The organism is Pseudaeromonas sharmana (genome assembly GCF_042649925.1).
Lineage (GTDB): Bacteria > Pseudomonadota > Gammaproteobacteria > Enterobacterales > Aeromonadaceae > Pseudaeromonas > Pseudaeromonas sharmana.
This window is the reverse complement of the sequence record NZ_JBHSAF010000007.1, coordinates 250,149-269,152: the sequence shown is the minus strand read 5'-3', so window position 1 is coordinate 269,152 and position 19,004 is coordinate 250,149. Positions and strand designations below refer to the sequence as shown.

At 60.5% G+C, this 19,004-nt stretch carries 14 protein-coding genes; 6 read left to right on the top strand and 8 right to left on the bottom strand.

Going from position 1 to position 19,004, the window contains the following annotated elements:
* Positions 1–2: 2 nt before the first annotated feature.
* The 3 genes from ACFOSS_RS08940 to ACFOSS_RS08930 all read right to left on the bottom strand — a co-directional run bounded on the left by ACFOSS_RS08940 (position 3) and on the right by ACFOSS_RS08930 (position 3,819).
* Entirely contained in the window at positions 3–1,163 is a 1,161-nt protein-coding gene (locus ACFOSS_RS08940) for an ABC transporter substrate-binding protein (RefSeq protein ID WP_377151970.1), read from the bottom strand.
* 380 nt (positions 1,164–1,543) lie between these two features.
* Positions 1,544–2,902: a basic amino acid/polyamine antiporter gene (locus ACFOSS_RS08935; RefSeq protein ID WP_377151969.1), complete on the bottom strand. Its 1,359-nt coding sequence runs from the start codon at positions 2,900–2,902 to the stop codon at positions 1,544–1,546.
* Complete coding sequence (locus ACFOSS_RS08930) at positions 2,899–3,819, bottom strand: homocysteine S-methyltransferase family protein (RefSeq protein ID WP_377151967.1); 921 nt, start codon at positions 3,817–3,819, stop codon at positions 2,899–2,901. Before ACFOSS_RS08930 ends, ACFOSS_RS08935 begins: the two co-directional genes overlap by 4 nt.
* A gap of 351 nt (positions 3,820–4,170) precedes the next feature.
* On the opposite strand from ACFOSS_RS08930, the gene ACFOSS_RS08925 reads away from it, so the two are divergent.
* Positions 4,171–5,943 carry a tannase/feruloyl esterase family alpha/beta hydrolase gene (locus ACFOSS_RS08925; RefSeq protein ID WP_377151966.1) on the top strand — a complete coding sequence of 591 codons (1,773 nt, stop codon included), beginning with the start codon at positions 4,171–4,173 and terminating at the stop codon, positions 5,941–5,943.
* Between the two features lie 161 nt (positions 5,944–6,104).
* Here the strand turns inward: ACFOSS_RS08925 and pgi are convergent, their stop codons facing one another.
* Positions 6,105–7,751: a glucose-6-phosphate isomerase gene (gene pgi / locus ACFOSS_RS08920; RefSeq protein ID WP_377151965.1), complete on the bottom strand. Its 1,647-nt coding sequence runs from the start codon at positions 7,749–7,751 to the stop codon at positions 6,105–6,107.
* A 402-nt stretch (positions 7,752–8,153) separates the two neighbouring features.
* Here pgi and trpS point away from each other — a divergent pair, with 402 nt between their 5' ends.
* Positions 8,154–9,170 (top strand): tryptophan--tRNA ligase, encoded by a 1,017-nt coding sequence (trpS, locus tag ACFOSS_RS08915; RefSeq protein WP_377151964.1) that lies wholly within the window; start codon positions 8,154–8,156, stop codon positions 9,168–9,170.
* A 20-nt stretch (positions 9,171–9,190) separates the two neighbouring features.
* Here trpS and ACFOSS_RS08910 read toward each other — a convergent pair whose 3' ends face one another.
* From ACFOSS_RS08910 to ilvY, 4 genes are all read right to left on the bottom strand, one after another.
* Positions 9,191–10,015 carry an HDOD domain-containing protein gene (locus tag ACFOSS_RS08910; protein WP_377151963.1) on the bottom strand — a complete coding sequence of 275 codons (825 nt, stop codon included), beginning with the start codon at positions 10,013–10,015 and terminating at the stop codon, positions 9,191–9,193.
* 98 nt (positions 10,016–10,113) lie between these two features.
* Positions 10,114–10,941 carry an HDOD domain-containing protein gene (locus ACFOSS_RS08905; RefSeq protein WP_377151962.1) on the bottom strand — a complete coding sequence of 276 codons (828 nt, stop codon included), beginning with the start codon at positions 10,939–10,941 and terminating at the stop codon, positions 10,114–10,116.
* Positions 10,942–11,098: 157 nt separating this feature from the next.
* Positions 11,099–11,494 carry a cytochrome b562 gene (locus tag ACFOSS_RS08900; protein ID WP_377151961.1) on the bottom strand — a complete coding sequence of 132 codons (396 nt, stop codon included), beginning with the start codon at positions 11,492–11,494 and terminating at the stop codon, positions 11,099–11,101.
* A gap of 88 nt (positions 11,495–11,582) precedes the next feature.
* Positions 11,583–12,467, bottom strand: a complete 885-nt coding sequence (gene ilvY, locus ACFOSS_RS08895) for an HTH-type transcriptional activator IlvY (RefSeq protein WP_377151960.1) — start codon at positions 12,465–12,467, stop codon at positions 11,583–11,585.
* Positions 12,468–12,637: 170 nt separating this feature from the next.
* Between ilvY and ilvC the strand changes: the two genes are divergently transcribed.
* From ilvC to ACFOSS_RS08875, 4 genes are all read left to right on the top strand, one after another.
* On the top strand, positions 12,638–14,122 hold the full coding sequence (gene ilvC / locus ACFOSS_RS08890; RefSeq protein WP_377151959.1) for a ketol-acid reductoisomerase: 1,485 nt from the start codon (positions 12,638–12,640) through the stop codon (positions 14,120–14,122).
* 327 nt (positions 14,123–14,449) lie between these two features.
* Complete coding sequence (locus ACFOSS_RS08885; RefSeq protein WP_377151958.1) at positions 14,450–16,582, top strand: TonB-dependent siderophore receptor; 2,133 nt, start codon at positions 14,450–14,452, stop codon at positions 16,580–16,582.
* Between the two features lie 4 nt (positions 16,583–16,586).
* Positions 16,587–17,378, top strand: coding sequence for a siderophore-iron reductase FhuF (gene fhuF, locus ACFOSS_RS08880; RefSeq protein ID WP_377151957.1), 792 nt, complete (start codon positions 16,587–16,589; stop codon positions 17,376–17,378).
* A 111-nt stretch (positions 17,379–17,489) separates the two neighbouring features.
* Entirely contained in the window at positions 17,490–18,869 is a 1,380-nt protein-coding gene (locus ACFOSS_RS08875) for an MATE family efflux transporter (RefSeq protein WP_377151955.1), read from the top strand.
* The last annotated feature ends 135 nt before the right edge of the window (positions 18,870–19,004 follow it).

The following is a 19,004-nucleotide window of genomic DNA, read 5'->3' as shown; positions in this document are numbered from 1 at the left end:
GGTTAACGGCCGCCCATGATGGCGATGTAGTCCTGCACCCAGCGGCTGTAGGGGACACAGCTGCCCTGGCTGCACTTGGCCTGCGGCGTCTTCCAGAACGCGATCTTGGCGAAGTTGTCGAAGCCGTTGGTGGCGCAGCCGGTCTCTCCCAGCAGGCTCGACGCCTTGCAGGCAGCCGGCACCGCCGGTACCGAGCCGAACCAGGCGGCAACATCACCCTGCACCTTGGGTTGCAGCGACCAGTTCAGCCACTTGTAGGCGCAGACCGGGTGGGCGGCATTGGCATGCAGCATGGTGGTATCCGCCCAGCCGGTGGCGCCTTCGACCGGGATCGTCGAGGCGATGGGTTGTTTCTCGGCCTGCAGCGCATTGACCTGGAACGGCCAGGCGCCGGAGGCGACCACCCCTTCGTTCTTGAAGTCGCTCATCTGCACGTTGTAGTCATGCCAGTAGCGGTGGATCAGGCTGTGTTGCTGGCGCACCAGCGCCAGCACGGCGGCATACTGCGCCTCGTTGAGTTCGTAGGGGTCTGTGATGCCGAGCTCCGGCTGCGCATGCTTGAGGTAGAGCGCCGCATCGGCCAGGTAGATGGCGCCATCATAGGCCTGTACCCGGCCCTGATTCGGTTTGCCATCGGGCAGGGTTTCCGGCTTGAACACCACAGCCCAGCTGGTCGGGGCGGTCTTGAAGACGTTGGTGTTGTACATCAGCACGTTCGGCCCCCACTGGTAGGGGGTGCCGTAATGCTGGCCGGCGACCGTATGCCAGGGGGCATCTTGCAGGCGTGAATCGATCTGGCTCCAGTTCGGGATCAGCGCCGGGTTGATGGGCTGTACCCGTTTGCCGTAGATCAGGCGCAGCGAGGCATCACCGGAGGCGGTGACCAGGTCATAGCCCCCCTTGGCCATCAGCGCGACCATCTCGTCCGAGGTCGCGGCGGTCTTGACGCGGACCTGACAGCCGGTCTCCTGCTCGAAGCCGGTGACCCAGTCATAGGCCTTGTCGGTATCGCCGCGTTCGATGTAGCCGGGCCAGGCGATGATATCCAGTACCCCTTCGCCCTTGCCGAGACTCTGCAGCGGTTCAGCCTGTGCCGAGGTGGCGGCAACGATGGCAACAGACAGCGGACAGGCAAGGGCGGCAAAACGGGTGCTGGGCTTCATGACGTACTCTCCGTGTATCCGGCAGGGCCGGTGATATGCCTCGGGGTAGAGGCGCTTAACGGAGACTATTCAAGGGCTGTGCCATAACGGACAAAACCGATAACGGCGCCCCTTGGCGTGATGTGCCCTCTGGCGGTGCAGGGGGCTGAGGTGTGCCAATTTGGTGCAAAAGACAAGTGCCAGGGAACCAGAGTGGCGCCATGAGCGCAGGTGGACTCGCCGCGAAAACAGGGAATGACACCGCTGGCAATATGGAAATTGATATTTTAACTCAATGAGTTATCTGTTCTCCTGCTCGATTGCCCCCGCACTGCCCGCCAGCGGAGCGCCACGCTGGTGGTGTCGCTCCGCCAGGAGATGCTTAACCCTTGACCAGGGTATTAGCGGGCGGTGACTGTGTTCAGCACCTTGCTTTGTGAGCGACGCTTGGCCAGCCAAAACAGCAGCAGACCGGGGATATAGAGCCACAGCGAGAGCAGCAGATTATCCAATCCCGAGGCGTAGAGTAGCCAGGCGCCATACAGGGTCGCTCCCGCGGCAATCAGGTATTGCACGACGCTCACGCTGCCCGATGCGCTCGCTGTTTGTTGCCAGCTCCATTTCAGCAGGAAGGCGCCCACCAGCAGGTACGGCACCAGTATCATCTGCGAGGAGATGGCGAGCAGGGTGTTATATCCCTCGCCACTCCACAACACCGCCAGCAGAGAGGCCTGTACTGTCAGGCTGGTCAGCCACAGCGAGTTGATGGCCACCCCACGCTGGTTCTGGCGGCGGAAGATCGCGGGAAAGGCGCCATGGTTGGCGGCACTCCAGGGAACTTCTACCGCAAACAGCGTCCAGCTCAAGTAAGAGGCACAGACCGAGATGACCAGGCCGATGGCGATGATCACCTTGCCGGGCTCACCCAACAGTTGCCCCATCAGCAAGGCCATGGAGGGATTATGCAAACCTGCCAGTGTCTCGCGGCTTTGCAAACCAAACGACAGCAGCGTCACCAGTACATAGATCACCAAGGCCAGCAAGACGCCAAACAGCGTGGCGCGGCCAATATCCCGACGTTTTTGCGCCCGCGCCGACAGCACCACAGCGCCCTCTATGCCAGTAAACACCCAGAGGGTGATGATCATGGTCTGCTTTACCTGCTCCCAGACCGGCACTTCCAGCGTCAGGCCATGAAAATCCAGCTGTGCCAGATCCAGGCGGAAGGCCAGCAGCGCCAGACCGATGAACAGCAACAGCGGAACCAGCTTGGCGACGGTGGCGAGCAGATTGACCAGCGCGGCTTCGCGGATGCCGCGCGCCACCAGCCAATGGACCGCCCAGACGAAGAGCGAACCACAACTCACGGCCTGCCAGGTATTGCCATCGCCAAATATCCGCGCCTCCGGCCCATCGGTAAACAGGCTCAAGGTGGCAAAGACGATGACCAGATAGGAGACAATCCCGATGGTGGCGCACAGCCAGTAACCCCAGGCGGAACAAAAACCGACGAGCTCGCCAAAGCCGGCGCGGGCGTAGGTGTAGATGCCTCCCTCCAGATCCGGGCGTTGGCGTGACAGGTGCAAGAAGCAGAGAGCCAGCAGTATGATGCCGACCCCTGTGATAGCCCAGCCGATCAGCACCGCCAACGGTGCCGCCACCTGGGCCATGTTTTGCGGCAGGCTGAAAACGCCGGCGCCGACCATGGAGCTGAAAACTAAAGCGGTCAGCGACCAGACGCCGATCTTCTGGTTGCTCATGCTGTCACCTCGGCAGCCTGCGCTGTGCCAAACGCCGTGGCCAACTCGGCAATATGTTCTGGGCCAATGCCGCAGCAACCACCGATCAGGTTGGCGCCGACCGTTTGCCAACGTCTTGCCCACTGCAGATAGGCAGGGGGATCCAGATCGGTGCGCAGCTCATCCAATCCATCATTGGCCGTGGCCTCTTCTGGCTGGGGCGGAAAGGCGTTGGCATAGGCGCCCAGCTTTAACGTCACGCCCAGCTCGTCACGCACCGACGCGGCAACCTGCAGCGCGGATTCGATGACCTCGGGCTGACTGCAATTGAACAGTGCCGCTTCGGCGCCCAGCTCGATGGCGGCGCGGATGGCCTCGGCGACCGGCTCACCAGAGCGCAATCTGGGGATCTCGTTGACCACCGCATCTTGCAGGGTAAAGGAGACCCAATAGGGCTTGCCATCTTCCGGCAGCAGGGCGCGGACGGCCCGTACTTCGGCGATTAGACTCTGGGTTTCGGCCAACCACAGATCTACATGAGCCGCCAGCCCGGCGATAATGGGCGTGGCCAGCTCCTGTACCCGCTCAGCCTGATAGAGATCGGCACGGTACGAACCAAACAACGGGGGCAGCGAACCCGCCACGCGCACCCTGGTGCCGCGGCTGGCCTGGCGCGCCAGACGTCCGGCCAGGGCGGTCAGCTCCTGACCGCGTTCGGCAAAGCGTGACTCGCCAATATGAAAAGGCACCACGGCATAGTTATTGGTGGTGATCACCTGGGCGCCGGCGGCAATAAAGGCTTGATGAGCGGCAACCACCTGTTCTGGCGCTTCCATCAATGCCAGCGCTGACCATTCGGGCTGGCGAAACGGGGCACCGCGTCGCTCAAGTTCTCGCCCCATGCCGCCATCCAACAAGGTCGTATTGTGATCCGTCATGTTATTTTCCTTTTTTTGATAAGCTTATGCTTTCAGCGGTAAAGATGCTTAGCCATTTAGACGTCCATACTAGCATGTGCTTTGCCAAGTGCAAGCCAGGACGACGTTGCGCTGTTGCGGAGTTAAAAAGGACTCTGTGGCGATGACACGGTTGCGTGGGGCGCGACCATTTACGGCACATGAGCCGCATCGGGTGAAGATCGCGGGCGGGCGTTGGGAGTAATAGTATGTAAGGCCCCGGGAGCTGCCGCCTGCCGGTGTGTATTCTGCCGCGACCAGCTAGAGTGAGGGGTATGTTTGCCGCCTGCAGTCTGGCGCGGTGGCTGGAATATCAGATCGGAGTATCCTCAAATGCGGTATCTGCTTGTTATCGGACCATTGCTGGTGGCGAGTTTGTTCGCGAGCGGATGGGCCGTTGCGGCTGATGGCGCCACCCTGCCTGTCGTCAAACCCCTTTTGGCGTGTGAACAGTTGGCCAAACACTCCTTCTCGGCCGCAGCCGATGCCACTGTCACCGTCAGCGCGGCAACCCTGATTACCACGGAGCAAGGGCCGTTCTGCAAGGTGACTGGCACCATAGCGCCAGCCATCGGTTTTGAGGTGAATCTGCCGACCGAGCGTTGGAGCTCGCGCTTCCTGCAATTGGGATGTGGCGGACTGTGTGGTTCCCTCTCGTTGAATCTGGCGAATGCCCATAGCTGTACGCCCGCTCTGCATGGCGAGTTTGTGGTTGCCAGTACGGATATGGGTCACAGCGGCAGCATGATGGATGCCTCATGGGCGCAGGACGCCCAGAAGCGCATTGATTTTGCCTATCGGGCCCAACACCAGACGGCGTTGGTCAGCAAAGCCATTATTCGCGCCTATTATGGCCAGCCTCAGCGTTATGCCTACTTTATGGGGTGCTCCGATGGCGGGCGTGAGGCGTTAATGGCGGCACAGCGCTTCCCGGAGGATTTTGATGGCATCGCGGCCGGGGCTCCAGCCGCCTTTTTCCAATTCCAGAACTCCTTTTTCCATGGCTGGAATGTGGTTGCCAATCAGCGTGCGGATGGTAGTGCCATTCTGCTCAAGGATCGATTGCCGATTCTGCATCGGGCCGTTCTGGGGCACTGTCCGACCCTCTCCGGGGTAGCGGATGGGCTATTGCAGAATCCTTATGCCTGTCAGTTCGACCCGGGCTGGGTGCCCACCTGTGCCGATGAGCAGAAGCCGGGAGAGAACTGTCTGACCCGTGAGGAGATCCTGGCGGCCGGACGGCTCTATGCCGGGGCTTCCGATGCCTCGGGTCGGCACTTCGTGCTCGGTGGCATGCCTCTGGGCTCAGAGCTGCAGTGGCCGGTGCCAGCCCGCCAGGGTGAGCCCGCCATGTCCCTCAGCATGGTGTTGCCTGCGCTGCAGCATGTGTTGCTACCCGAGACCCAGCGCAACCTCAACTCCCTCGCCGATTTCCCGTTGACCCATCAGAACTTCCAGCGTGTGGCTCAGCTGGCCGCACTGAATAATGCCGCCAATACCAATTTGCACCCATTTATGCAGCGCGGCGGCCGGCTGATCCTCTGGCATGGACTGGCGGATGACTCCGTCAGCCCGGCATTCTCGCTGGCCTATTACCGTGGCGTGCAGGCCGAGCTCGGTGCGGAGGCGACCGACCAGTTCTTGCGGCTCTTCCTGCTACCGGGCGTCGGTCACTGTGGTCGTGGTGAGGGGTATGATCAGATTGATTTTCTCACGCCGCTACTCGCCTGGACCGAGTCAGGCAAGGCTCCAGAGCAGATCGTGGCCGCCAAGGTGGCGCCGCCGGCACTCATCCAGCCGCATCGGGCCACCAGCGCCCCGGCAAGCCAACAGGCTGCAGGCCAGTTCCATGCCGCGCGTGCGGTGAGCTCCCCCTTGCCCGTGCCGGGCAAGCCTCCCCTCGCTACTCGCCCTGTCTATCCTTACCCCAATATTGCCCGCTATACCGGGGAGGGGGATCCCAATCTGGCCGCGCATTACCGGCCGGAGAAGTCGGCCGCGTTTGCGCTCATCGCATTTGGCCAGCCGGCCATCTCGTATGTGGGAGCCGACAATCAGCGGACCTTCAGCGTGGTCGACGGCAAATTGGTCGCGGCGAGTCATTGAGTCGCCGCGCGGGGTAACAATGCTGCTGTCGCTGGGGCTGTGCCAGTCACAGCCCTGTCATCAGGCTGTGTCTCGCGCCGCGAATTTTGCATCGGGGGGTGGCAACATGCCGGCGTAAAAAAGCCGCTCCGAGGAGCGGCTTTTGACAGCAGGAGGCGAAATTACTTCCACGCCTTCCAGGTATTGATCAGACCGTTGGTAGAGCTGTCGTGGCTGTCGATGGCCGCGCCGGTGTTCAGTTCCGGCAGGATCTTGTTGGCCAGTTGCTTGCCCAGCTCAACGCCCCACTGATCGAAGGAGAAGATGTTCCAGATGGCGCCTTGCACGAAGATCTTGTGTTCGTACATGGCGATCAGGGCACCCAGCGTCTTCGGGGTCAGCTGCTTGAACAGGATGCTGTTGGTCGGGCGGTTGCCTTCAAACACCTTGAACGGCACCAGATCCTTGACCTGTTCCAGCGTCTTGCCGGCGGCCAGGAATTCGGCTTCGACCTGTTCCTGACTCTTGCCGAACGCCAGCGCCTCGGTTTGGGCGAAGAAGTTGGCCAGCAGCTTCGGATGGTGGTCGCCGATCGGGTTGTGGCTGATGGCCGGCGCCAGGAAGTCGCACGGGATCAGCTTGGTGCCCTGGTGAATCAGCTGATAGAAGGCATGTTGGCCGTTGGTACCCGGCTCACCCCAGATGATGGGGCCAGTCTGGTAATCGACCTTGTTGCCGTTGCGATCGACATACTTGCCGTTGGATTCCATGTTGCCTTGCTGGAAGTAGGCCGGGAAACGGTGCATGTACTGGTCGTACGGCAGAATCGCTTCGGATTCGGCGCCGTAGAAATTGTTGTACCACAGGCCGATCAGCGCCAGCAGTACCGGGATGTTCTCGCCGTACGCCTTGGTGGCGAAGTGCATGTCCATCTCGAAGGCGCCTTGCAGCAGGGCTTCGAAGTTGTCGTAACCGACGGACAGCGCGATCGGCATGCCGATGGCAGACCAGGAGGAGTAGCGGCCACCGACCCAGTCCCAGAACTCGAACATGTTGGCGGTGTCGATACCGAACTCGGCCACGGCCTTGCCGTTGGTGGAGAGCGCGGCGAAGTGCTTGGCGACATGAGCCTTGTCACCGGCGTGCTTCAGGAACCAGTCACGGGCGGTCAGCGCGTTGGTCATGGTTTCCTGGGTGGTGAAGGTCTTGGAGGCCACCAGGAACAGGGTGGTTTCCGGATCGATCTTCTTCAGCGTTTCGGCAACATGGGTGCCGTCGACGTTGGAGACGAAGTGCATCTCGAGGTGGTTCTTGTACGGACGCAGCGCCTCGGTGATCATCACCGGACCCAGATCGGAGCCGCCGATACCGATGTTGACGACATGCTGGATCGCCTTGCCGGTATAGCCCTTCCACTCGCCGGAGATGATCTTGGCGCTGAACGCCTTCATCTTTTCCAGCACCGCCTTCACTTCCGGCATCACGTCCTTGCCATCGACCAGGATTTCGCGGTCGGAGCGGTTACGCAGTGCCACGTGCAGCACGGAGCGACCTTCGGTCTGGTTGATCTTCTCGCCGTTGAACATGGCGTCGATCGCGGCTTGCAGATCCGTCTCTTTGGCCAGATCGATCAACAGGGCGAGGGTCTCCTCGCTGATAAGGTTCTTGGAGTAGTCGACGAGGATGTCGCCACCGAAAGTGGTGGAGAACTTGTCGAAACGGGCCGCATCGGCGGCGAAAAGATCCTTGATTTGACGATCCTTGTTGGCGGCGAAGTGAGCCTCCAGCGCCTTCCAGGCCTTGGTCTGGGTCGGGTTGATGTTTTTCATCGGTTGGCTTTCCTAAGAGTCGAGGGTTGAAACCTGTACGTCCTGTGCACCTGCACCTGACCGGGTTGACGCCTCCTCGGGCGCTGCCGGCCAAAAAACGGCGCTAGTTTACACTTTTTTGCCGCGAGTATGCTGCACTGATGACCATAGTTGCTTTGCGCTAGCGCAGGAAAGCGCTACCGACACCGCACAGGGCGCCAATGTGGTCTTGCTTCTGGGGGCGAGCGGGGTGTAGGGTAAAACCATGAACACAATACGGATGTCCGCTCGACACGCTGCGTGGTGGCGCCTCGACTGAGGCGGCCAGGCGTGTTCACACCCCTATTTCATGCCGCCGGATCGGGCGGCATGTTGTTTTTGTGAGGCTCCCGACCGGCATTCACTGCAACAGGAGCTTACCTCATGCGTTACACCATCCTTACTGGCGATCGTCCCACCGGCCCGCTGCATCTGGGTCACTATGTCGGCTCGCTGCGGCAGCGGGTTGAACTGCAACAGCACCATGACCAGACGGTGCTGGTAGCCGATCTGCAGGGGCTGACCGACAACGGTCAAAACCCGGAAAAAATCAGCGAAAACACCCTCAACGTCGTCGCCGATTACCTGGCGGTAGGGATCGATCCTGACCAGACCACCATTTGTCTGCAATCGGCGCTGCCGGCGCTCGCCGAGCTGACCATGTACTACCTGAATCTGGTGACAGTGTCGCGGCTGGAACGCAATCCGACCGTGAAGAGCGAAATCGAGCAGAAGGGCTTTGAACGCTCGCTGCCGGCCGGGTTCCTGGTCTATCCGGTCAGCCAGGCGGCGGATATCACCGCTTTTGCCGCTACCCATGTGCCCGTAGGTGACGACCAGCTGCCGATGATCGAACAGACCAACGAGATAGTGCGCAGCTTCAATCGCATTGTCGGTGCTCCCGTGCTGACCGAATGCCAGGCGTTGTTGGGCAAGGTGAGCCGGCTGCCGGGCATCGATGGCAAGGCGAAGATGTCGAAGTCACTGGGCAATACCATAACGCTGGGGGCTAGCGAGCAGGAGATCCAGGCCGCGGTGATGCAGATGTATACCGATCCCCATCACCTGCGCGTCAGCGATCCGGGACAGGTCGAGGGGAATGTGGTGTTCAGTTATCTGGATGCGTTCAGTGCCGATCCGGAACACATAGCGGCGCTGAAGGCACACTACCGGCGCGGTGGCCTGGGTGACATGGTGCTGAAACGGCGGCTGAACGAGGAGCTGCAGACGCTGCTGGCGCCGATTCGCGCGCGACGGGCCGAGTATCTGGCGGATAAGGGCGAGTTGATTCGCCTGCTGGCTGCGGGCACGCAACGGGCACAGGCGGTGACCGCCGAACAGTTGTCGCGCGTGCGCCAGGCGTTGGGCCTGGCGCTGCAGGATGACATGGCGGGCGTTTAGGCCGGTGGCTGGCCCGTCACTCAGGCGGCAATCAGGGCGGCGTAGCCGTGGCCCAGTTCCCGTTGTTGCTCGGCACAGCGCCGGCAGCTTGCCCAGTCGAGGCCAACCCGTGCGGCGACCTTGTGCGGCCAGTCGTCCGGGGCGTCATCTGGCAATGTCTCAGGCAGGATTGATAGGGCGATTGCCAGATGGATCAGGGCGGCCTCCTCGGAAAAGGGCTCGGCTTTCAGCGGGTTGTAATGCCAGGCGATGGCGTGACAGAAGGTGGATGGAAAATTCCACTGTCTGGCCAGCTCGGCGCCGAGTTCGGCATAGGTGAAGCCGACGGTAATCTGCTCCGCCGCCGCCCGGCCCTTGTGCGGCTCGAGATCGCAGATGCGTTGTACCATGGTCTCCGGCAGGCCAAGGTGCATGATCAGCCGGCCCAGTGCGTGCAGCAAGGCACAGGTGAACACCTCCTCTCCCTTCTTGCCTTGTAGCTGGGCCAGCCGCTTCGCCAGTTCGGCGACATCGAAGACCTGGGCCCAGAAATATTTGAGGTCGATGCCGGGGACCGTCTTGATCGAACCGGTCAGGCTGCAGGCCAGCACCATGTTGCGCACTGTGTCCGTCCCCAGCCGCACCGCGGCCTCCTTGACGGTGGCGATCTGGCGGCTGCACCCGAAGCGGGCTGAGTTGGCCAGGCGCAGCAGCTTGGCGGAGATGACGGGATCGCGCGACAGCTTGTCGGCGATCAGTAGCAGATCGGGATCCGGCTGGTTGAAGGTCTGAATCAGTTCGCGTACCACTTCCGGTACGCTGGGCAAGTGTTGTGGCTTGTTTAGCAGGTCTTGCATGGTTGGCATGGTCTGGCTCCCCGGCGTTGGTCGCGATAAAAACAGCATTCTGTCTGCATCGAATCAAGTATGGGTGCTTTTTGCCGCTTTGCCTGCGCGTTGTACGGTTATCCGCCATTCAACAGCGAAGCCAGACCATGGCCATCGAGGTGGTATAGCTGCCAGACCGTAGCGAGATCCGGCCATGACACACCGCACTGTATCGCCACCGGCGCGGGCCAGTTTTCGACAGGATCATCCGGGAGGGCATCGGTGAGCGACGAGAGCCACAGCGCCAGGTGGACGATGCAGGCTTCCTGGTTGGCCGGTTGGGTCGCCAGCGGTTGCAGGTGATCGCGAATCGCCTCGACCAGGTGGGCAGGCAGTTTCCAGCGCTGCGCCAGTTCGGCGCCGACCAGGGCATAGTCATAGCCGAGCAGATGGCGCTGCGCGGCGACGTCGCCGCTGCGGACCGTTTCCTGCTGCAGCGTTTGTAACGCCGCCGCCGGCAGCGCCAAGTGCAGCACCAGCTGTCCGAGGGCATGCAGCAAGCCGGTGGTAAATGCCAAATCGCCATTCCCGCCACCCTGGCGAGCCAGCCGCTTAGCCAGTTCAGCGACGGTGAACACCTGATGCCAGTAATGGCCCAGATGGATGCCTGGCACGGCAGAAACGGACTGGGTCAGGCCGCATGCGAGGACCAAATTACGTACCGTACCCAATCCCAGCCGGATGCAGGCTTCGCGTACCGAGGTGATGACCCGGCCACCACCGAAGCGCGCGGCATTCGCCAGGCCGAGCAGGCGGGCAGTGATCACCGGATCGCGGCTGATTTGGTTGGCGATGTTCAGCAGGTCCGGGTCGGGCTCATTGAAGGAGTCCATCAGCTCACGAACCACTTCAGGGACGCTGGGCAGGTGCTGTGGCTGACAAAACAGGCTGGTGAGCGGTGTCATAACGTCCTCGAAGGCAAACCGGAAGGCAAGAACAGGGTTTCATTAACTGTACATGGCTCGCGTGCGGTTAGGGGCCTGACCGGGGAGCGCTGGCGCGCGAATTGATGAAACTGTGAGGGGTGTGGCAGTGGAGCCAGTGCGGCTCCACTGTTCAGTGTCAGACACCGAGTTTCTGGTGATAGCTCTTCTTGGTGTCGTTGATGGCCTTGATTGCGGCCTTGGCTTCGTCAAGTTTGCCGGCATCGATCAACGCCTTGGCGGCATCGACCTGCTGAAGAACGCTATCCAGCCCTTCGGTGTAGGTTTTGCGAGCCGGGCTGTCTGCAGCTTGATCCTTCATGCCATCCGGCACGTCGGATTTGGCCTTCAGTGTCGCCTCTTTCAGCGCGGCGAGGCTGCTTTGCATCGTCGCGGCATCGGTGGCGGTACTGGCGGACCGCAGCGCTTTTGACATCGCCTTCATGTCCGCCTCGACTGAGGCGTGAGCCAGCAGCGGAACGGCCATGCTGGCGGAGAACAACAGGGTGCAGCAGATAGACGCAATCTTGTTCATGGGACTCTCACTCCTGGTTTGACAAACTTTCACAGTGTAGCCTGCCAACCTTAAACTGCCCTTAAGATGTCTGACAAGAAAGGTCGGATTAGTTGCGTTGCTGTGCCGTCTCCCAGAAGGCGCGGATCATCGGTTCATCGAGCCGCCGTTTCTGTACGCAGAGGCCAACATCGAATGGCTTCAGCGCTGGTCGCACCTCTAAAATCCGCACCTTGTCACCCATCGGGCTGTGGTCGATCACCGCCTCCGGCACTACGCCGACGCCGCAGCCGAGCGCCACCATGCTGACAATCGCCTCGTTACCGGCGACTTCGGCATACAGGTTCGGGCTGATGCCCCGGTTGCGTAACCACTGGTCGCAGCGTTTACGCGCCAACCCTTGCTCGGAGAGGATCAGCGGCAACCGTTCCCAGTCCGGTTCTTCATTTTGCAACCAGCGCGTCACCGGGCTGGTGGATTTTGGCGCGATAAACACCAGCGGCACCCGCTGCAGCGAGATGAAGTGCAGCTTGCCCGGCAGGGCATCGGGGCGGGCGGCGATGCCGAGTTCGGCCTCGTCGGAGAGCACCTTGTCGACAGCCAGGGCTGGATCGCCGGTCTCGAGTTTGATCTCCAGCTGCGGATAACGCGCCCGAAAACGCCCCAGTATGTCTGGCAGCAGGAAGTAGCTGGCGGTGACAGAGCAGTAGACGCGCAGTCGCCCCTGCAGCGGTTCGCCGACGTGGCGCAGCTCGTGACGCAAAGCTTGCCAGTCATCGAGCAGATGACGACCGAATTCTCGCAATCGATCGCCGGCCGGGGTCAGCTGGACGGTGCGATTGTCGCGCTCAAACAGTGGGCAACCGACCTCCTGCTCCAGGCGCTGAATCGCCCGGCTGAGCGTCGAGGGGCTGACGGCCATCGCATCGGCGGTGCGGGCAAAATGCAGGCTGTCGGCCAAATGCAAAAACAACTCCAGATTGCGCAACTCCATGGCATCCTCCGTGATGATGTACCGGGCAGCGAGGGGAAAATCACATTCCGCTAAATGCAATATTCTGTTCCGAATATATCATTTCCGGCAATGAAATGTGTCGGCTATAGTGCTTCAGTCGTTGTCCCATCCGGGACACAAGGAATTTACCGTCTTAAATGGAGTCACCCATGTCCAACTATTTCAATACCCTGAACCTGCGTCAGCAGCTGGCCCAACTGGGCAAATGCCGTTTCATGAACCGTGACGAATTCGCCTCCGGTTGCGATTTCCTCAAGGGCAAGAAGGTCGTCATCGTCGGTTGTGGTGCTCAAGGTCTGAACCAGGGTCTGAACATGCGTGATTCCGGTCTGGATGTGGCCTATGCCCTGCGTGCCGAGGCGATCGCCGAGCGTCGCAAGTCCTGGCAACAAGCCACCGCCAACGGCTTCAAGGTCGGCACCTATGAAGAGCTGATCCCGGGCGCTGATCTGGTGGTCAACCTGACTCCGGACAAGCAGCATACCGGCGTCGTCAAGGCGGTCATGCCGCTGATGAAGCAGGGCGCGGCACTGGGTTACTCCCACGGTTTCAACATCGTTGAGGAAGGCACCCAAGTGCGTAAGGATCTGACCGTGGTCATGGTGGCGCCGAAGTGCCCGGGTACCGAAGTGCGTGAAGAGTACAAGCGTGGTTTCGGTGTGCCGACGCTGATCGCCGTGCACCCGGAAAACGATCCGCGTGGTGAAGGCATGGCCATCGCCAAGGCGTGGGCCGCCGCGACCGGTGGTCACCGTGCCGGTGTACTGGAGTCCTCGTTCGTCGCGGAAGTGAAGTCGGACCTGATGGGCGAGCAAACCATTCTGTGTGGCATGCTGCAAGCGGGTTCCATCCTGTGCTACGACAAGATGGTCGCCGGTGGCATCGATGCCGGCTACGCTGGCAAGCTGATCCAGTTCGGCTGGGAAACCATCACCGAGGCCCTGAAGCAGGGCGGCATCACCACCATGATGGATCGTCTGACCAATCCGGCCAAGCTGAAGGCTTTCGAGCTGGCAGAAGAGATGAAGGATCTGCTGCGTCCGCTGTTCCAGAAGCACATGGATGACATCATCGGCGGTGCCTTCTCCAGCGGCATGATGGCCGACTGGGCGGCGGATGACGTCAAGCTGCTGACCTGGCGCGAAGAGACCGGCAAGACCGCGTTTGAAAACGCACCTGTGTTCAACGGCACCATCAGCGAGCAAGAGTATTTCGACCACGGCATCCTGATGGTCGCTATGGTCAAGGCCGGTGTCGAACTGGCGTTCGAAACCATGGTCTCTTCCGGCATCATTGAAGAGTCAGCCTATTACGAATCACTGCATGAACTGCCGCTGATCGCCAACACCATCGCTCGTAAGCGCCTGTACGAGATGAACGTGGTGATCTCCGACACCGCCGAGTACGGTAACTACCTGTTCGCCAACGCGGCTGTGCCGTTGCTGCGCGACCACATCATGCCGAAGGTCGGCCTGGATGTGATCGGCAAGGGGCTGCAGGAGACCTCCAACGGGGTCGACAACGTGGCCCTGGTGCAGGCCAACGATGCCATCCGCAACCACCCGATCGAAGCGATCGGCAAGGTGCTGCGTGGCTACATGAAGGACATGAAGCGCATCGCCGTCGGCGGCTAAGCCGATTCCTGATCGAATTTCTTCCCTGTGCGGGCCGGCGGTGGGCCGGTCCGTTACACTCCCCACAAGGGTTACTTGACCGCCTTATCCAGGCGGTTTTTTTATGGTGGCGAGCCAGCGCAAACCGGCTGAATTTCGCGCTCGCTGTGGATTAATCCTTTTACATATCATGGATTAAGCTGCGTTAGAGTCTATTTTCACGGCGGCGGGGGGGAATGCGTAAAAAATAGTTGAGAATTATTGTCATCTTTATTGATAGCGATTCCTATTTGTAAATATACTGCGCCATTCCGTTTTTCATGCTCACAACCCCTGTAAGGAATGGTTATGTCGCGCGCTGCGTCACCTCTGGCTTTGCACCCCCTGGCTCGTTCAGTTCGTCTGTTTCTGCTGTGTCCATCCATGCTGCTGAGTGCCGCGGCAGTTGCCGAGACCACGTTGCCGACCGTAGATGTCACGGCTCAGCAGGAGCAGGAAAACACCGAAGGCAGTGATTCCTATACCGCTCCGGCCTCGCGTACGGCTACCAAGCTGGCATTGACGCCGCGCGAGACACCACAGTCGGTCACGGTCGTCACACGGCAGAAGATGGACGACTTCAACCAGAACTCCATCAATGACGTGCTGAACGGCACCGTCGGCGTTCAGGTGGAACGTATCGAGACCGATCGCAGTTACTACACCGCTCGCGGCTTTGATATCACTAACTTCCAGGTGGATGGCCTGGGGCTGCCGATGGCCAATGGCAACGTCAATGGCGATCTGGATACCGCGCTCTATGATCGCGTGGAGGTGCTCAAGGGGGCCAGCGGCCTGATGACCGGAACCGGCAACCCATCAGCCACCGTCAACATGGTGCGCAAACGACCAACCCGTGACTTCCAGGCCAGTCTCAAAGCGGGCGCCGGCTCTTGGGATACCTATCGCGCAGAGGGTGATGCCTCCGGCGCACTGACCGATTCCGGACGTGTGCGTGGACGTATGGTGCTGGTGCAGCAGGACAAACACTCCTACCTGGATCGATATGCCAGCGATCGCAGCGTGGCGTACGGAGTCGTCGAAGGCGATCTGACCGACAGCACCCTGCTGACGATCGGCTATTCGCTGCAGAAGAATGACAGTGACAGCCCGATGTGGGGCGCGCTACCACTGTATTACACCGATGGCAGCCAGACTGACTATGACGTGTCGACCAGTACGTCCAGCGACTGGTCTTTCTGGAACGTGGACAACCACAACCTGTTCGTCGAGCTGAGCCAGCAACTGGCGAATGGCTGGCAAGCGAAAGGTGTGTACACCTTTATCGAGACCAAGCAGGACTCCAGGCTGTTCTACGTCTATGGTACCCCGGACAAGCAGACCGGCGCCGGCTTGCTCAGCTACCCCGGGCTGTATCAGATGCAGCGCAAGCAACACATCGTCGATCTGAATGCCAGTGGCCCGTTCCAGCTGGCGGGCCGCACCCACCAGCTGGTGGTCGGCAGCACGCTGTCACGCTCCAAGGTGAACGAGCTGTCGCTTTACAGCAACGATATCGGCACCGCTTTGCCTTCGCTGGAGGAGTGGACCGGGAACTATCCGCAACCGGCCTTTGATCTCTATCCGAACGGCAGTGAATGGCGTGACACCGAGAATGCGTTGTACCTCGCGACTCGCTTCACGCTGCGGGATGATCTCGCCTGGATCGCCGGTACACGTTATGCCAGCTGGCACAGCGAAGGCAGCAGTTATGGCACCACCAAGGATTCGGCGGCGACCGGAGAGTGGGTTCCTTACACGGGCATCGTGTATGACCTGACCGACAATCTGTCGACTTACGCCAGCTATACCACCATTTTCGCGCCGCAGGCCAAGTTTGATATCAACCGTGACCGTCTCGGCCCGATCGACGGCGCCAGCTATGAGGCTGGCCTCAAGGGCGAGTTCTATGACGGTCAGCTGAATACCAGCCTGGCGTTGTTCGAAAGCAAGCAGAATAACGTGGCCGAAGCGGCCGGCACCATTCCTGGCAGCACCGAGACCTACTATGTCGAACGTGATGGCATTCGTAGCCGTGGCTATGAGCTGGAGGTGTCAGGCCAGGTGCTGGAAGATTGGCAGCTGGCAGGGGGGTATACCCGTCTGCGCATCGAGGATGCGGATGGCAAAACCACCAATACCTACACACCGAAGCAGGTGTTCAAGCTGTCGACCAGCTATCAGCTGCAGCAGTGGCGACTCGGTGCCAGCCTGAACTGGCAGGATGATATCTACCGCCTGAATGGCGCCGGCACCTACACCCGTCAAAGCAGTTATGCGCTGCTGGATCTGATGGCGCGTTATGAGTTCAACCGCCAATGGTATGCGGCGTTGAATGCCTACAACGTGACTGACGAGAAGTACCTGACCAGTCTGTATTGGGATCAGGGCTACTATGGTGCACCGCGTTCGTTCAATCTTTCCACTGGCTGGAAGTTCTAACGCGATGCAGACGAACGGTACCCACGCCCTGTTGCAGCGTCTCTGGACGCTGCCGGGCCTCGATGCCTATCGCAGCGGCTGGGTACTGGATCGTGCCGGCTGGCCACTGGCTGACTTGCGTGCTTATGGGGGCGACTGGCTCACCACCTATGCTCGTCTGTGTCAGCCCGGGCTCGGCGAGCCGGCCCTCTGGCCAGCGCCCCAGCAGGAGGCACTGGTTTCGGAGTGGTCGCGCCCCTTGTGTTTTCGTCTGCTGATGCCATGGCTGGCTATCTATATCCTGTTTGACCGTGCTCTGCCGCTGGCCGCGTTGCAAGTGGTGCAAGACGAGGAGGGACGTCCTGCGCTGACGCTGGCCGATCTGCCCTGTCCCTCACCGCTGATGACGTCTGCCGTCACTCCGCGGGACTTGGTCGAGCAGGTGCTGGCTCCCCGGCTCGACGATTTGTGCCAGCTGTTGGCTTGTCGCCCGCGGGTGGTGTGGGGCAATGCGGGCAGTTACTGGCAGTGGTGGGTACATTCGGATCATCTGGCCTCCCTGATTGCGGCGCTGCCGCCAGCCGAGCAGGAGAGCGCCCGACTTCGCCTGCAACAGGCGCAAGCCTGCTGTGATGATGCCACCTGGCCGTCGATGCCGGCGGGCCGCAATCCCCTGTATCAGGCCATGCGTTTTCGCGGTTCGCCGGCCAAGCCAGTGCGCCGTGTCTGTTGCCAGCGTTATCACCTGCCTGGGCTGGAGATGTGTCATTATTGTCCTTCTCTGCACACGCCACCCCGCCGGCGCAGTGACGACTAACCGGGTTCCACCCCGCGACTCCAACCCGATGTTCGATTGCATTGAAACTGTGATTGGCGTCTAATCTGCGCGTATTTCCGCCTGTCTTTGCCGCTCCGAGGTACCGTTTTCATGTCTCATACCCCTGGTCAACCCAGATCACTGTTTCAGCTGACCTGGCCACTGTTCATCGACATCGCCTTCCACTTCCTGACCGGGGCGCTGAATACTTTTATGGTCGGACGCGTCTCCTATCAGTCGGTGGCGGCGTTGGCGGTCGGCAACCAGATCCTCGATCTGTGCATCACCCTGTTTAATTTCATCGGTATTGGTTCCAGCGTGGTGATCGCGCAATATCTCGGCGCCGGTGACCGGCGAATGGCACGACGGGTGGTGCACACCGCCATCGGCTTTAATCTTGTGGTGGGCACCCTGACCATGCTGGTGGTGTTGCTGGGGGCCGATGGCTTGCTGCAACTGATGAATATGCCCGACAACCTGATGCGCGATGGCCATATCTATCTGACCGTGATTGGGTTCTGTCTGGTACCGGAGGCGGCGGCGCTGTGTATGGCGGCGGCACTGCGTGCCCACGGCCACACCCGGGATGCCATGTATGTCACGCTGATCGCCAACATCATCACATTCATCGGCAATGCGCTGTTGTTATTCGGGTATTTTGGCCTGCCGAAGCTGGGGGTGGCCGGGGTCGCCTGGAGCACAGTGTTCGGGCGCATTATTGCGTTGGCGCTGCTGGTGTGGCTGATCCAGAAGCGTACCGGCATCCGTCTGGTGCCGGCACAGCTGTTCCGCTGGCCACGTGAGGTGTTGGGCAAGATCATGCACATCGGTCTGCCGGCGGCCGGCGAGAACCTCTCCTGGATGCTGCAGTTCATGGTCATCACCTCCTTTGTTGCCCTGATGGGGGATAAGGCGCTGGCGACCCAATCGTTCTTCTTCCAGATCTGTCTGTTCATCCTGCTGTTTGGCTTGTCCATCGGCCTGGGGACGGAAATTCTGATCGGGCATCTGGTCGGTGCCGGTAAATTCGAGACCGCCTATCGCCAACTGCTGCACAGTCTCAAGCTGGGGTTGCTGGTCACGACCATCGTCGTGGTGCCCATGGCCTTCGGTGGCGGGCATCTGGTGATGAGCTGGTTCAGCAGCGATCCCGAGATTGTGGCCATGGCGACCCAGCTGTTTTTTATCAGTCTGATCCTCGAACCGGGGCGTACCTTTAATATCGTGGTCATCAACTCGCTGCGGGCCACCGGCGATGCCCGGTTCCCGCTGATGATGGCGCTGATCTCGATGTGGGGGCTGGCGATCCCGCTGGGATGGTATCTGGGACTGCATCTGGGCTGGGGCCTGATCGGTATCTGGCTGGCACTGGCTGCCGATGAGTGGACCCGAGGGCTGGCCATGTATTGGCGTTGGAAGAGCCGGCGCTGGGAGAAGAAGGTGCTGATCCAGCCCGCGGCAGTCAATGCGGACATCGGGTTGTCGGGGTAATATTTCCTGTTCAACCAGAGGGCGGCAACCTGGTATTACGCGGTAAAAAACAAATAAAAAGGCCATGTTAATCATGGCCTTATTTTTTTATGTTCACTGGCTGAAAATATTTCCCAGCGACAGTGGCAAGCTATT